Origin of the sequence: Methylocaldum sp. RMAD-M (assembly GCF_017832375.1) — a bacterium.
In the GTDB taxonomy this organism is placed as follows: Bacteria; Pseudomonadota; Gammaproteobacteria; order Methylococcales; family Methylococcaceae; genus Methylocaldum.
Genome location: NZ_JAFIBZ010000020.1, coordinates 72,698 through 86,163, shown reverse-complemented (window position 1 = coordinate 86,163; position 13,466 = coordinate 72,698). Strand labels below are relative to the sequence as shown.

The window sequence follows — 13,466 nt, the reverse complement described above, 5'->3', positions numbered from 1 at the left end:
CGCTGCTACGCCACCAACTGTTGTTGCAGCCATAGTTTTACCTCCAAAGTTAGTACTCATTCGCGGTGCGTCGCCGCCCCGCTACCTCGTCGTGCGTCCTTGTCTTCTTCATTCTTGCCCCTGGCCCACGGGCCCCTGCGACAAAATGCCCCACTCCTAGGGTGCGTTGCAGTCTATCACTCATTCATGCCTTGTCAAGGAACAGTCTATCTATGAAAGAATACATATTTACATCGCTAAAAAGCGTCGTTTATAAGCGCAACCCATTGTTTTAATTGGTAACTTAAAAAACCTTTCCAAAGACTTGTCACTCGACGCTTTCAAGGCGCTCGACTGATTCGAACGTGCCCAAGCAGAGGCAACCGCTCATTGCAAACAAACGGACCGGACGATAGTCAGCAGTTCTAGCGGACATCGCATCAGACCCAATGCTCAAAATGCTCAATAGGCAACATGATTCTCAAATGTGCCTCGGCGATGTACGCTAACTTGATGCCCTCCCCGAGAAATAGGCCAGATATGCGACTGACCCGAATTCTGCAAGTGTCGGCATACGCCGGTGCGCTCGCACTTTCGATTCCGCAAGCTGCATTCAGCGACAATCTTGAGCGCCCGGGTTTCGCCCGAATCGCCCTCGCTTGCACCGGTTGCCATGGCGCATCGGGCCAAGGTATAGGCTCGATTCCGGCGATTAGCGGCATCCCCGAATCCGAATTCATCCACACAATGCAGGAATTTAAAACGGGTTACCGCTCAGCCACGGTGATGGACCGCATTGCAAGGGGATATCAATATCAAGATTTCCTAGAGTTAGCCCGGTTCTTCAAAAATCATCGCTAGGAGAACGCATGGCACCAATTTCCCGACGAAGTTTCATCAAGTGGGCCGGGGCGATTTCGGCGCTTGGAACAGTCGGCTGTTCGGTAAACCATCCCAGCACCGGATCACGACGCGAAAAAGCCCGCGTAGCGGTAGTCGGCGGCGGGTTCGCGGGAGCGTCCGCTGCGAAGTACCTCAAGCTGCTCAATCCGGAACTTGAAGTCACTTTGGTTGAGCAACAGGCTAATTACTTGTCCTGCCCCGGATCGAATGAAGTTATCGCCGGCCTAAAGCAGCCCGATGAGCTTCGTCGGAAATATGACATCCTCAGGAACGTTCAGGGAATTCAAACGGTAACAGCCGAAGCCCAAACTATCGACACTGCTCGGCGCACCGTGTCATTGGGGGATGGATCGGCCATACCTTACGATCGGCTAATCGTCGCACCGGGCATCGATTTCCGCTGGGACGCCATCGACGGTTACGACGAGACTGCCAGTCTGTTGGCTCCTCATGCCTGGAAAGCAGGGCCACAGACCACACTTCTGCGTCGCCAATTGCAGGCCATGCCTGACGGTGGCGTGGTTCTGATCACGGCACCCGCCAATCCGTATCGTTGTCCGCCGGGACCTTACGAGCGTGCGTCACTGATAGCGCATTTTTTGAAGCGTTACAAACCGCGCTCCAAAGTGCTCATTCTGGATGCGAAAACCCAATTCTCCAAACAATCGCTCTTCCTCCAAGGCTGGGAAGAGCTTTATCCAGGGATGGTGGAATGGATCTCGGCGGAAAAGGAAGGAAAGATAGAACGGGTAGATGCGCAATCGCGCGTCGTCTTCACCGAGTTCGACGAGCACCGTGCGGATGTTTTGAACGTGATCCCGCCGCAAAAGGCCGGCAAACTCGCGCATCAGGCGGGGCTGACCGATCAATCGGGCTGGTGCCCCATCGATCCGCTCACCTTCGAATCGCCGCTGGCACCTTACGTGCACATTATCGGCGATGCCTGTACGGCAACGCCCATGCCCAAATCGGCATTTGCCGCCAACTCGCAGGCCAAGATCTGCGCCGCGGCGGTAATTGATCTGCTGCAAGACCGCGAACCGGGTCATCCAAGCCTGATCAACCACTGCTATAGCTTTTTAAAGCCGGATTATGCGATCTCGATCACCGGCGTGTACAAGTATTCGCCAACCGAGAAGCAGCTCGAGGCCGTGTCGACGGGTGAAACACCCATGAACGGCGATCGGCGGAAAGAAGCCGAGCATGCCCGGAGCTGGCAGAAAATCATCGCCGCTGACGCCTTCGGGTAATCTCCGCCATTTGGCGCTTGCTGCCTATACCGCTTCCAAAGCCGTTGCGAGCAGCGCCCGGACAGACTCCGGAAATTCCAGCTCCAATGCGCGGCTCCGCGCGTGCTCGGACATCTTTTTCCAGGTCTTGCGGACGATACCGATCAGCTTTTCTTCATCGTGAATCGCCGCGAAGGCGACAAAGTAGTAATCGAGAAACACGAGGCACGCGACGTCCTCGATCGATTGAACGTCCGGATCGTTTTTCAAACCGCGTTTCTGAAGAACTTTGCGGACCCGCTCGATGTCTATCGGATCGTATCCAGCTTGTGTCATAAGCTGTGCAACACAATCGGCATGAAAACCATATAGATAGCTGCGCCATTGCAGATACCCCTCGCGCGTGTCCGGGTAGGTCTGCCGGGGAACCTCCCAACGTCGAATGTGCTGCCCGCGCGCGGCGATGTGCAGCAAATCCGGCGCATCGGGATAGAGGCGGTCAAGCCATTCCGTCATGCGCATCCCGTAAAGCAATTCCTTGGGATAGGATTCGCCTCGCCAAACCTCACTATTAGGGTCCTGTGCATTAGCTTCGTCTATTAAGACTAGCACCCGATCCAGCCGATCTTCGTTCATCGAAATACTCAGTCCAAGTTGAAATTTGAAATACTGGGAAACTACTTATCAAATCCTGATTTCAAAGGCAATGAAGCCATTTCAACCGGTTCACGCATTGGCGGAAACGGGGCTAAACAGTATCATCCATGGCATGATCGATTCGCCGGGAGGAAACGATGCTCGACGCGTGCGTCTTCACTATTTTTGGATCTACCGGCCACCTTTCCCGCACCAAACTGATGCCTGCCCTGTACCAATTGGACAAGGCAGGCCGACTGCCCGCGGCGATGGTCGTCTTAGGTGTCGGCCGGCGGGATTGGGATAATTCCCATTGGAGAGACGAGGTATCCAAATGGCTAGAAGAGCGTTTGGGCAGCACACTCGACCGGGACGCTCTTGAGCGCTTCAGCAACCGCCTGCATTTCTTCTCGGCGGATATCGGCGATACGGACTCATCGGTACAGCTAAGGCAAGTCCTGGACACAGGCCCCGAGTTTCCGCCCAATCACGTGTATTACCTTTCGCTTCCGCCGTCCGAATACAAAGCGGCGGCCGACTATTTGGCGCTTAGCGGACTCAACCAGGAAGTCGCCGGCTGGCGCCGTCTCGTTGTGGAAAAGCCGTTCGGCTATGACTTGGAGGACGCACAAGTCCTCGATCGCTGCCTGCACCGCAACTTTACGGAACATCAAATCTTTCGGATTGACCACTACTTAGGTAAGGAAACGGTGCAAAACATTTTCGTGTTCCGCTTCGCGAATCTCATGTGGGAACCGTTGTGGAACCGCAACCTCATCGACCATGTGCAGATCACCCACAGCGAATCGGCGGGAATCGAAGACCGGGCGGACTACTATGAAACCGCCGGCGCGCTGCGCGACATGATCCAGAGCCATCTGATGCAGATGTTGGCTTTGGTAGCCATGGAACCTCCGGCGACCATGGACGCCGAATCGATCCGGGACGAAAAGGTCAAGGCGCTGAAATCCATTCGCCCCATCCCAAAGGCTGCGGTCCATGCTCACGCCTTCCGTGCGCAATATGCTCGCGGGCGCATCGACAACCAGGAGGTGCCCGGATATCTCGACGAAAAGCAGGTCGACAAGCAAAGCACGACCGAAACGTATGCCGCCCTGAAGCTTTATATCGACAACTGGCGCTGGCGCAATGTACCGTTTTATTTGCGGACGGGAAAACGCTTGGCGAGGAACAGTTCTCTCATCGCGATACGCTTTAAGCACCCGCCGCAGCAATTGTTTCGCGAAACCCAGATCGAGGCGCTGCCCCCCAATTGGCTGCTGATGGGCATACAGCCCGAGCAATGCATTCGCGCCGAGGTTCAGGTTCGAGAACCCGGCATCGGCATGCGCGCCCGAACCACTCAACTCGATGCCAGCACCTGTTATCAGGCCGGTTATCAATTGGACGCGTACGAGTCCCTTCTGCTCGACGTCATCGGCGGCGATCACTCTCAGTTCCTGCGCTCGGATGAGGTGGAATGGGCCTGGCGAGTCGTCGATCCCATCATAAGAACATGGTCGGTAGAGCGGGAATTCATCCACACTTATCCCGCCGGCTCCTGGGGCCCCGAGGAAGCCGACCGCATCTTCGAGCGGGAGGATCAGCAATGGCGGCATTCTTTCTCGACCGGGGATGCACCTCGTTAAGACCGACGATCCTTTAAGCTATTTGCCTAATTCATTCGATACTTTTGGAGACCTTCTTAATGGCCGTTACAACTCAAGCCATCGACTACAGCCATAACGACGTTCAGCTCGAAGGCTTTTTCGCGTATGACAATAAGCGCCCTCAGCCTTTGCCGGCCGTATTGATCTCTCATGCTTGGGGAGGCAGGGACGAATTCGTGTGCAACAAGGCTCGTAAATTGGCCGAACTGGGCTACGCCGCGTTTGCACTCGATATGTATGGCAAAGGCATCATCGGAAGCGGCCCCGAGGAGAACGCACGGCTGATGAATCCGCTCATGAATGATCGCCGCCTGTTGCAGGACCGCATCACCACAGCTCTGGAAACCGTCCGCAAGCTCCCCCAGGTCGATCCCAAACGGATCGCGGCCATGGGTTTTTGCTTCGGCGGCCTATGCGTGCTGGACCTTGCCCGCACCGGCGCCGATCTGCGCGGCGTTGTCAGCTTCCACGGCTTATTTGTGCCGCCGGGCAATACTCAAGGCAATAAGATCAAGGCCAAGGTTCTCGTGCTGCACGGCCACGACGACCCCATGGCACCACCCGATCAGGCGGCGAATCTGGCTAAAGAACTGACCGAAGCCGAGGCAGACTGGCAAATCCATATTTATGGTAACACCCTGCACGCCTTCACCAATCCCATGGCAAACGATCGATCGTTCGGTACGGTTTACGACGAGACCGCCGATCGCCGCTCTTGGGAGAGTCTGCGGAATTTCCTTGCCGAGGTGTTAAACTAGGCCTTCTCCGTGCACCCTAAACAAACGACAAATGGACCTGAAATTCCTAGATTTCGAACAACCCATTGCCGAACTCGAAGCCAAAATCGAAGAACTCAAGCGCGTCGGATTCGACAATGAAATCAACATCAGCGAGGAAATTGCGAGGCTTGAAGAAAAAAGCCGCAAGCTGACCGAATCGGTATTCTCCTCGTTGACGGCGTGGCAGATATCGCAGATTTCCCGCCATCCCCAGCGTCCGTATACGCTGGACTACCTCGACCTGATGTTCGATGAGTTCCACGAGCTTCATGGGGATCGCGGATTCGCCGATGATCCGGCAATCGTGGGTGGACTCGCCAAACTCGACGGACAGCCGGTTCTGATCATCGGCCATCAAAAAGGCCGTGATACCAAGGAAAAGATCTACCGCAATTTCGGCATGCCGCGGCCCGAAGGCTACCGCAAGGCGCTGCGGTTGATGCATCTCGCCGAGCGGTTCCGCTTACCTATCCTCTGTTTTATCGACACGCCCGGCGCCTATCCCGGCATCGGCGCAGAGGAACGGGGTCAGAGCGAGGCCATCGCCCGCAACCTTTTCGAAATGTCCAAACTGCGCACCCCGATCATTTGTACCGTGGTGGGCGAAGGCGGTTCGGGAGGCGCGCTGGCTATTGGTGTGGGCGACCGCCTGTTGATGCTTCAGTACAGCACCTATTCCGTCATTTCGCCGGAAGGCTGCGCCTCCATTCTTTGGAAAAGCGCGGACAAGGCCGAGCTCGCGGCTGAAGCCATGGGCATTACGTCGGATCGGCTGCAGGAACTGGAACTCATCGATGAGATTGTTCCCGAACCGTTGGGCGGAGCCCATCGCGACCGCAAGCAAACCGGCGATAATTTGAAAGCGGCACTGAAACGGCATCTCGAAGAGCTGCGTCGCACGTCCATCGAGACCTTATTGCAACAGCGCTACGAGCGGTTGATGAGCTACGGCATTTTCGAGGAAGCCGTAGCCTAGCTTCATTGATGCGGGGCGGATAATCACCGCCCCTCACTTCACGGCTTAGATGAGCCTTTGTACCGAAACACTCGATCGAATCCTATCTCGCCAGCCGCCGGCATCCCGCTACTGGATCGCGTACAGCGGCGGACTCGACTCGCTCGTTTTGCTTCATCTCTGTGCGGAACTGAAAGCCAAAGATCCGAACCTCCGCTTTACTGCCGTACATGTCCATCACGGCCTGCAAACAGCCGCCGAAGAATGGGCCGAATCTTGCGAAGCGAGCTGCCGGATGCTTGGAATTCCGTTCCGTCTGTTACGGGTCAACGCCGCCGCGAAACCCGGCGAGAGTCCAGAGGAAGCCGCGCGAAACGCGCGCTACGATGCCCTGCGCGCGCTTCTGTCCGACGGCGAGGTCTTGTTGACCGCACAGCATAGGGACGACCAGGCGGAGACGCTATTGCTCCAACTGCTTCGCGGAGCGGGTATCGCCGGCCTTGCCGCCATGCCGGAACGCACCGCCTTCGGCCCAGGATTTCTGCTGCGGCCGTTACTGTCTTTTTCCCGCGGACAGCTCCGCGAGTACGCTCAAGCACACGAGCTGACCTGGATCGAAGACCCCAGCAACCGCGACTTGAGTTACGACCGCAATTTCATACGCCACGAGATCATCCCCTTGCTCGAAAACCGCTGGCCGGCGACCAAGGACGCGCTGGTCCGCACGGCCCAACATTGTGCTGAAGCGCAAACGCTGCTGAACTCGCTTGCCGCGGACTTGCTGAAGTCCGTTATTCATCCGCTGCGAAACACGCTTCTTCTGGATCGGCTGAGACCGTGTTCGGAAGCGGACCGCCGCCTGATTCTGCGCGAGTGGCTGCGGAGCCGCGGTTTCCGCATGCCTTCGACTCGCGTTATTGATAGGGTTTTGAACGAAACGCTGAACGCCAGACCGGACCGAAATCCCGTAATCCGGTGGAGCGAAGGCGAGATTCGGCGCTATCGGGGAGAGATCTTCCTGATGCCGGCCGCTTCGCCTTTCCATCCGAATAGAGTCATTCCATGGGATGGTGCTACGACACTCCATCTGCCGGACGGGAACGGCGACCTCAGCGTCACCACTGAAAAACGAGCCGGCATCTCGTTAACGGCATGGCGAGCCGGCAAAATCACCGTTCGCTACCGGCAAGGCGGCGAATCGCTACGCCTGCCCGGCCGCGAAGGCTCCCACGATCTGAAAAAACTGTTTCAGGAAGCCGGCATTACACCTTGGATCCGGGAGAGAACACCGCTGATCTACATCGGCGACGAGCTAGCCGCAGTGGCGGGATGGTGGGTGTCCGATTCTTATGCCGGGCAACCGAACGACTTTAATATCGTGATCCGGTGGCACGCGCCGGAGAATTTTTCCGGCGCACTGCCTTCGGCTAATTAAGGATTGATGCAGCGGTAAACATTGAAAGACTGCTCACCATCGATCAGGGGGCCGGTCGGCACGATGGTGTCTCCCCCCATGTCCGCCGCGTTATTGCGGGCGAGACGTTCAACTTCCTCTTGTACGGTATCTTTGCTGCGGGCAAAGATACCGATGGTCGCCGCCGTATTCGACGTGATACGCCCCAAAAATTTACAGCGCCCAACTTCGGGCGGCGTGAGCATACGAATCTTTTCGCCCTGCGGCTTGAGCTCTACCCATGTGCACCCGGAGACCATGGACATTATCGCCACCCCAAAAACAATCGTGAGTAATCTCGCCCCATTCATCAAATAACGTCTCCGCATTAGTCGTTGTATTTTCACCATGTTAGTGCGATTCAATATTCGATTGTAAACAACCTGGGCGGTGACTCCGATCCACAGGTTGAGTAGAATATGCTGACAAATCCTTTTGACGTCCGACGCGACGGCCGCTGCCTCGGCGATCGTTACGCAGCCTAAATTTACCCATCGTTGAATGACCAAATATATTTTTATTACCGGCGGAGTCGTCTCATCCCTGGGCAAAGGCATTGCCGCATCGTCGCTTGCCGCAATCCTGCAGGCCCGCGGTCTTAAAGTTACACTGACCAAACTCGATCCGTATATCAATGTCGATCCGGGCACCATGAGCCCGTTTCAGCACGGCGAGGTTTTCGTTACCGAGGATGGCGCCGAAACCGATCTGGACCTTGGCCATTACGAGCGCTTCCTGAGCACCACGATGGGCAAGGTCAACAGTTGGACCACCGGGCAGATTTACGAAAATGTCATCCGCAAGGAGCGACGAGGGGAATACCTCGGAGCGACCGTGCAAGTTATCCCCCATATCACGGACGAGATCAAGCGCGTCATCCGGCTCAGCGCGGAAGGCTACGACGTGGCCCTGATCGAAATCGGAGGGACGGTCGGCGACATTGAATCGCTGCCCTTTTTGGAAGCCACGCGCCAGATGCGAGTCGAGTTGGGCGATGACAAATGCCTGTTCATTCATCTCACCCTCGTTCCGTACATCGCGAGCGCCGGCGAGCTCAAGACGAAGCCCACCCAGCACTCGGTGAAGGAACTCCGAACCATCGGCATTCAGCCCGACGTTCTGATTTGCCGCTCGGACCGGATCATCCCCAAGGCCGAGCGAACAAAGATCGCACTCTTCACCAACGTCGGGGAAGATGCCGTCATCTCCGCCGTCGATGCCGACACCATTTATCGAATTCCGCTGCTGCTGCACGAACAGGGGCTGGACGATATCGTCGTGAAAAAACTCAAACTCGATGCCGGCGCGGCCGACCTCTCCGAATGGCAGAGAGTGATCGATGCCCTGGAGCATCCCGGCCATGAAGTGACGATCGCCATGGTAGGCAAGTACGTCAATCATTCCGACGCCTACAAATCGCTGACCGAAGCGCTCATTCATGCCGGCATTCAGACCAGGACCAAGGTCAAAATCCGATTCATCGAATCGGAAGAAATCGAGGACAAAGGCACCGGCTCGCTGGAAGGCGTAGACGCCATTCTGGTGCCCGGCGGCTTCGGCGAACGGGGTGTCGAAGGCAAGATCGCCACGGTCAAGTACGCTCGCGAGAAGAAAGTCCCCTATCTCGGCATTTGCTTAGGGATGCAGGTGGCGGTCATCGAATTCGCGCGCGATGCGGCGGGACTGGAAGGCGCCCACAGCACGGAGTTCTTGCCGAAAACACCGCATCCGGTCATCGCCCTGATTACGGAGTGGCAGGACGACTCCGGCACGATCGAGCATCGGGACGAAAAGTCCGATCTGGGCGGCACCATGCGTCTGGGCGGCCAGAAATGCCGGCTGGTCAGCGGCAGCCTGGGCCATAGAGTCTACGGCAAGGACGTCATCAACGAGCGCCACCGCCACCGCTACGAGTTCAACAACCGCTATCTCAAATCCCTTGAGGACGCAGGACTCAGGGTGTGCGGCAAATCCCTGGACGGCCGCTTGGTGGAAATGATCGAGATCCCCGATCATCCGTGGTTCCTCGCCTGCCAATTTCATCCGGAATTCACGTCCACCCCGCGTGGCGGCCACCCTCTTTTCACGGGCTTCGTGCGCGCCGCCGCCGAATATCATCAAAACAAGAAGGCGAACTGATGCAACTGTGCGGATTCGAAGTCGGCTTGGACCGGCCGTTTTTCCTGATTGGCGGCACCTGCGTCATCGAAGGCGAGCAACTCGCCTTGGAGACCGCGGGAACACTCAAGGAAATCACATCCAGCCTCGGCATTCCCTTTATCTATAAATCCTCCTTCGACAAGGCGAACCGCTCGTCGCACGAAAGTTTCCGCGGCCCCGGCCTCGAGGAAGGACTGCGCATTCTCGAAAAGGTACGGGATACCATCGGCGTACCGGTGCTGACCGACGTCCACGAGGATACCCCTTTAGGCGAAGTCGCCGCCGTCGTCGATGTGTTGCAGACACCGGCGTTTCTCTGCCGGCAAACCAACTTCATTCAGGACGTCTGTGCGCAAGGCAAGCCGGTCAATATCAAGAAAGGCCAATTCATGGCCCCGTGGGACATGAAAAACGTAGCCAACAAGGCAAGAGCCGTCGGCAACGAACAGGTCCTCGTCTGCGAGCGCGGCGTCTCGTTCGGTTACAACAACCTGGTCTCCGACATGCGCTCTCTCGTCATCATGCGCGAGACCGGCTGTCCCGTGGTGTTCGACGCCACCCACTCGGTGCAGCTGCCCGGCGGTCAAGGCACGGCTTCCGGAGGGCAGCGGGAATTCATACCGACCTTGGCCAAGGCCGCCCTAGCGGTGGGCATCTCCGGCCTGTTCATGGAAACCCACCCCGAACCGGACAAAGCCAAGAGCGACGGCCCCAATTCATGGCCCTTGGCTCGCATAAAGGAGCTCTTAGAGGTGCTTGTCGAAATAGACCGCATCGTCAAACAACGCGGAATGGTCTAGACGGAATTATTACAACGACACTCCGATACCAGAGGAACGGAACCGATGAGCAAAATCACCGAAGTGCGGGCACACGAGGTGCTCGACTCCAGAGGCAATCCCACAGTCGCCGCAGAGGTCATACTCGACTCCGGAGCAACCGGCTCCGCCATGGTGCCGTCCGGCGCTTCCACCGGAACCCGAGAGGCCATCGAGCTTCGGGACGGCGATAAAACCCGCTATCTGGGCAAAGGCGTATTGAAAGCGGTCGAGAACGTCAAAACAGCGATCCGGTCCGCCGTCTTGGGCATGGACGCCGATGACCAGGCGGCCATCGACCGCAAGATGATCGAACTGGACGGCACCGACAACAAAGGCCGCTTGGGCGCCAATGCCATTCTCGGCGTCTCCCTGGCGACCGCCCATGCCGCGGCGACCGATGCCGGCAAGCCGCTCTACGCGTACCTCAACCGCAGCGGCGAGTTCCTGTTGCCGGTCCCCATGATGAACATCATCAACGGCGGCGCGCATGCCGACAACAGCGTGGACATGCAGGAGTTCATGATTCTTCCCGTCGGCGCGCCCAGCTTCCGGGAAGCTCTCCGCTACGGCGCCGAAGTCTTCCACGCTCTGAAAAAGGTACTGGCCGAACAGGGCCTGAGCACCGGCGTGGGCGATGAAGGCGGCTTCGCGCCGAATCTGCCGTCCAACGAATCCGCCATCGGCGTCATCCTGGAAGCGATAGAACGGGCAGGATATAAAGCAGGAAAAGACATCTATCTCGGCCTGGACGTCGCCAGCTCCGAGTTTTACCGGGACGGCGTCTATACGCTGGAATCCGAGAATAAACGGTTCACTTCGGACGAGTTCGCGAACTATCTTGCTGCCTGGGTCGACAAATATCCCATCATCACCATCGAAGACGGCATGGCCGAAGACGACTGGGACGGGTGGAGACTATTGACCGATCGGCTGGGGAGCCGCATTCAGCTGGTAGGCGACGATCTTTTCGTCACGAATCCCGCTATCCTGAAACAGGGCATCGAGGCCAAGATCGCCAACTCCATCCTGATCAAGGTCAATCAAATCGGTACCTTGACGGAAACCCTGGAAGCCATAGCCATGGCCCACCAGGCCGGATATACGGCTGTCGTCTCGCACCGTTCCGGCGAAACAGAGGACACCACTATCGCGGATCTCGCCGTGGCCACCTGCGCGGGACAAATCAAAACCGGCTCTCTCAGCCGATCCGATAGAGTCGCCAAATACAATCGGCTTCTCAAGATCGAAGAGCAATTGGGCGATAAAGCCCAGTACACCGGCCGCAGCGCCTTCCGTCAAGCGCTCTGAAAGGCGGGACGCCGTCCGACGACAGTGTGAAAAAGCTGATTGTCTTCTTGCTGGTGTTGATCGCCCTGCTCCAGTACCGACTGTGGCTGGGCGATGGCGGAATCGCCGAATTGCAGGAGTTGCAGGACCGTATCGAAAAGCTCACGGAGGAGGGCGAAAAGCGGCGCGAACGTAACGCGGCGCTGGAAGCCGATGTCAGAGATTTGAAGGAAGGAACGGACGCCATCGAAGAGCGGGCTCGCCAAGAACTGGGGATGATCAAGCAGGGAGAGACTTTCGTCCAAGTGATCGAAATGCCTAAGAACAAGACACACGACCGATCGCCGCAACCAAAGCCTTCGGAGCGGAAAACTACGCCACAAAAGACCGAAAGGCCTCGTTAGCATCTGTTGTCCATGACCGACACCTGCCGAAATAATCGATTCTGGGCCATTGTCCCTGCAGCCGGCGTGGGTAAACGCATGGGGGTCGACGTACCGAAGCAATACCTTCAGGTCCTGGGCAAGCCGGTATTGCAGCATACCCTGGAGCGGTTGCTGGCGATCGATGTCTTGGCCGGCGTCGTCGTGGCTCTCGGGAGCGAGGATGGTTATTGGTCCGATCTACCTTGTGCTACCCATCCCAAGATCCGGGTCGCCCCCGGGGGTAAGGAGCGTGCCGACTCCGTGCTTTCCGCCTTAATGAGTCTCGAGAACGTGGCCGAACCGGACGACTGGGTGTTGGTGCACGATGCAGCTCGGCTGTGTATCACGATCAGCGATGTTCAAAAACTGATCGATCGGCTTAGGAACGATGAAGTCGGCGGCATACTGGCACTGCCGGTCACGGATACCCTGAAAGGCGCAGAGGCGGGCGAAATCGTCGAAACCATCGACCGCAGCCGGATCTGGCGCGCGCTGACGCCACAGATGTTTCGCTTTCGTATGCTCAAGCATGCGCTGACCGATGCTGCCGAACGGAAACTGATCGTGACGGACGAAGCCAGCGCTCTCGAACTTCGAGGATTGCGCCCGAAGATCGTGGAAGGACGCCCGGACAATATCAAGATTACGCGGCCGGAGGATCTTCCTCTGGCGGCTTTTTACCTGGAGCGACAATGCTACGAATAGGTCAAGGTTACGATGCACATCGGTTCAAAGATGGCGGCCAACTGGTCCTGGGGGGCGTAGCCATCGATTATGAAAAGAGCCTCGCGGCGCACTCGGATGGAGACGTTGCGTTACACGCCTTGTGCGATGCCTTATTGGGTGCGGCGGCACTGGGCGATATCGGTCGGCATTTCCCGGATTCCGACCCCAGCTTCAAGGGCATAGACAGCCGGGTTTTGCTCCGCGAGGTTCACGCCAAGATCACCGAACGCGGCTACACCGTGGTCAACGTCGATCTGACCATCGTCGCACAAAAGCCGCGGCTCGCGCCCTATATCGAAAAAATGCGCACAACCATCGCGGATGACCTCGACATTGCGCACGACGCGGTCAACGTCAAAGCCACCACGACCGAAGGCATGGGCTTCGAAGGCCGGGGCGAAGGCATCTCCGCCTATGCGGTAACGCTCCTTCAGAAAAATTAA

General features: G+C 57.3%; 14 protein-coding genes. 12 read left to right on the top strand and 2 right to left on the bottom strand.

Annotated elements, in window-relative coordinates:
- Positions 1–519: 519 nt before the first annotated feature.
- Positions 520–840, top strand: a complete 321-nt coding sequence (locus tag JOD69_RS17310; RefSeq protein WP_086133560.1) for a c-type cytochrome — start codon at positions 520–522, stop codon at positions 838–840.
- A gap of 8 nt (positions 841–848) precedes the next feature.
- Entirely contained in the window at positions 849–2,132 is a 1,284-nt protein-coding gene (locus JOD69_RS17305) for an NAD(P)/FAD-dependent oxidoreductase (RefSeq protein ID WP_086133559.1), read from the top strand.
- Positions 2,133–2,156: 24 nt separating this feature from the next.
- On the opposite strand, the gene JOD69_RS17300 is transcribed toward JOD69_RS17305, so the two are convergent.
- On the bottom strand, positions 2,157–2,747 hold the full coding sequence (locus tag JOD69_RS17300) for a DUF4202 domain-containing protein (protein WP_077732449.1): 591 nt from the start codon (positions 2,745–2,747) through the stop codon (positions 2,157–2,159).
- 158 nt (positions 2,748–2,905) lie between these two features.
- Here JOD69_RS17300 and zwf point away from each other — a divergent pair, with 158 nt between their 5' ends.
- From zwf to tilS, 4 genes are read left to right on the top strand one after another with little or no spacing between them, the layout of a single operon-like run.
- The gene (gene zwf / locus JOD69_RS17295; protein WP_086133558.1) at positions 2,906–4,396 is read left to right on the top strand and encodes a glucose-6-phosphate dehydrogenase; all 1,491 of its coding nucleotides are present in this window, start codon (positions 2,906–2,908) and stop codon (positions 4,394–4,396) included.
- A gap of 59 nt (positions 4,397–4,455) precedes the next feature.
- On the top strand, positions 4,456–5,175 hold the full coding sequence (locus JOD69_RS17290) for a dienelactone hydrolase family protein (protein ID WP_086133557.1): 720 nt from the start codon (positions 4,456–4,458) through the stop codon (positions 5,173–5,175).
- Positions 5,176–5,206: 31 nt separating this feature from the next.
- Entirely contained in the window at positions 5,207–6,172 is a 966-nt protein-coding gene (gene accA, locus JOD69_RS17285) for an acetyl-CoA carboxylase carboxyl transferase subunit alpha (protein WP_086133556.1), read from the top strand.
- 49 nt (positions 6,173–6,221) lie between these two features.
- Positions 6,222–7,586 carry a tRNA lysidine(34) synthetase TilS gene (tilS, locus tag JOD69_RS17280; protein ID WP_086133555.1) on the top strand — a complete coding sequence of 455 codons (1,365 nt, stop codon included), beginning with the start codon at positions 6,222–6,224 and terminating at the stop codon, positions 7,584–7,586.
- Here tilS and JOD69_RS17275 read toward each other — a convergent pair.
- On the bottom strand, positions 7,583–7,870 hold the full coding sequence (locus JOD69_RS17275; protein WP_168183759.1) for a DUF4156 domain-containing protein: 288 nt from the start codon (positions 7,868–7,870) through the stop codon (positions 7,583–7,585). The genes tilS and JOD69_RS17275 overlap by 4 nt on opposite strands.
- A gap of 235 nt (positions 7,871–8,105) precedes the next feature.
- Here JOD69_RS17275 and JOD69_RS17270 point away from each other — a divergent pair, with 235 nt between their 5' ends.
- From JOD69_RS17270 to ispF, 6 genes are read left to right on the top strand one after another with little or no spacing between them, the layout of a single operon-like run.
- Entirely contained in the window at positions 8,106–9,743 is a 1,638-nt protein-coding gene (locus JOD69_RS17270) for a CTP synthase (RefSeq protein WP_133717243.1), read from the top strand.
- Positions 9,743–10,564 carry a 3-deoxy-8-phosphooctulonate synthase gene (gene kdsA, locus JOD69_RS17265; RefSeq protein ID WP_086133553.1) on the top strand — a complete coding sequence of 274 codons (822 nt, stop codon included), beginning with the start codon at positions 9,743–9,745 and terminating at the stop codon, positions 10,562–10,564. The genes JOD69_RS17270 and kdsA overlap by 1 nt, the downstream gene beginning before the upstream one ends.
- A gap of 45 nt (positions 10,565–10,609) precedes the next feature.
- A complete protein-coding gene (eno, locus tag JOD69_RS17260) occupies positions 10,610–11,893 on the top strand; it encodes a phosphopyruvate hydratase (protein WP_086133552.1) in 1,284 nt (427 codons plus the stop codon).
- A 26-nt stretch (positions 11,894–11,919) separates the two neighbouring features.
- Positions 11,920–12,276 (top strand): cell division protein FtsB, encoded by a 357-nt coding sequence (gene ftsB, locus JOD69_RS17255; RefSeq protein WP_077732458.1) that lies wholly within the window; start codon positions 11,920–11,922, stop codon positions 12,274–12,276.
- A gap of 12 nt (positions 12,277–12,288) precedes the next feature.
- On the top strand, positions 12,289–13,002 hold the full coding sequence (gene ispD / locus JOD69_RS17250) for a 2-C-methyl-D-erythritol 4-phosphate cytidylyltransferase (RefSeq protein WP_077732459.1): 714 nt from the start codon (positions 12,289–12,291) through the stop codon (positions 13,000–13,002).
- On the top strand, positions 12,990–13,466 hold the full coding sequence (ispF, locus tag JOD69_RS17245; protein ID WP_077732460.1) for a 2-C-methyl-D-erythritol 2,4-cyclodiphosphate synthase: 477 nt from the start codon (positions 12,990–12,992) through the stop codon (positions 13,464–13,466). Before ispD ends, ispF begins: the two co-directional genes overlap by 13 nt.

What these genes read in the sequence shown, in the direction of transcription:
- JOD69_RS17310 (WP_086133560.1), top strand. Translation starts at nt 520, where the DNA reads ATGCGACTGACCCGAATTCTGCAAGTGTCGGCATACGCCGGTGCGCTC.
- JOD69_RS17305 (WP_086133559.1), top strand. Translation starts at nt 849, where the DNA reads ATGGCACCAATTTCCCGACGAAGTTTCATCAAGTGGGCCGGGGCGATT.
- JOD69_RS17300 (WP_077732449.1), bottom strand. Translation starts at nt 2,747, where the DNA reads ATGAACGAAGATCGGCTGGATCGGGTGCTAGTCTTAATAGACGAAGCT.
- zwf (WP_086133558.1), top strand. Translation starts at nt 2,906, where the DNA reads ATGCTCGACGCGTGCGTCTTCACTATTTTTGGATCTACCGGCCACCTT.
- JOD69_RS17290 (WP_086133557.1), top strand. Translation starts at nt 4,456, where the DNA reads ATGGCCGTTACAACTCAAGCCATCGACTACAGCCATAACGACGTTCAG.
- accA (WP_086133556.1), top strand. Translation starts at nt 5,207, where the DNA reads ATGGACCTGAAATTCCTAGATTTCGAACAACCCATTGCCGAACTCGAA.
- tilS (WP_086133555.1), top strand. Translation starts at nt 6,222, where the DNA reads ATGAGCCTTTGTACCGAAACACTCGATCGAATCCTATCTCGCCAGCCG.
- JOD69_RS17275 (WP_168183759.1), bottom strand. Translation starts at nt 7,870, where the DNA reads ATGTCCATGGTCTCCGGGTGCACATGGGTAGAGCTCAAGCCGCAGGGC.
- JOD69_RS17270 (WP_133717243.1), top strand. Translation starts at nt 8,106, where the DNA reads ATGACCAAATATATTTTTATTACCGGCGGAGTCGTCTCATCCCTGGGC.
- kdsA (WP_086133553.1), top strand. Translation starts at nt 9,743, where the DNA reads ATGCAACTGTGCGGATTCGAAGTCGGCTTGGACCGGCCGTTTTTCCTG.
- eno (WP_086133552.1), top strand. Translation starts at nt 10,610, where the DNA reads ATGAGCAAAATCACCGAAGTGCGGGCACACGAGGTGCTCGACTCCAGA.
- ispD (WP_077732459.1), top strand. Translation starts at nt 12,289, where the DNA reads ATGACCGACACCTGCCGAAATAATCGATTCTGGGCCATTGTCCCTGCA.
- ispF (WP_077732460.1), top strand. Translation starts at nt 12,990, where the DNA reads ATGCTACGAATAGGTCAAGGTTACGATGCACATCGGTTCAAAGATGGC.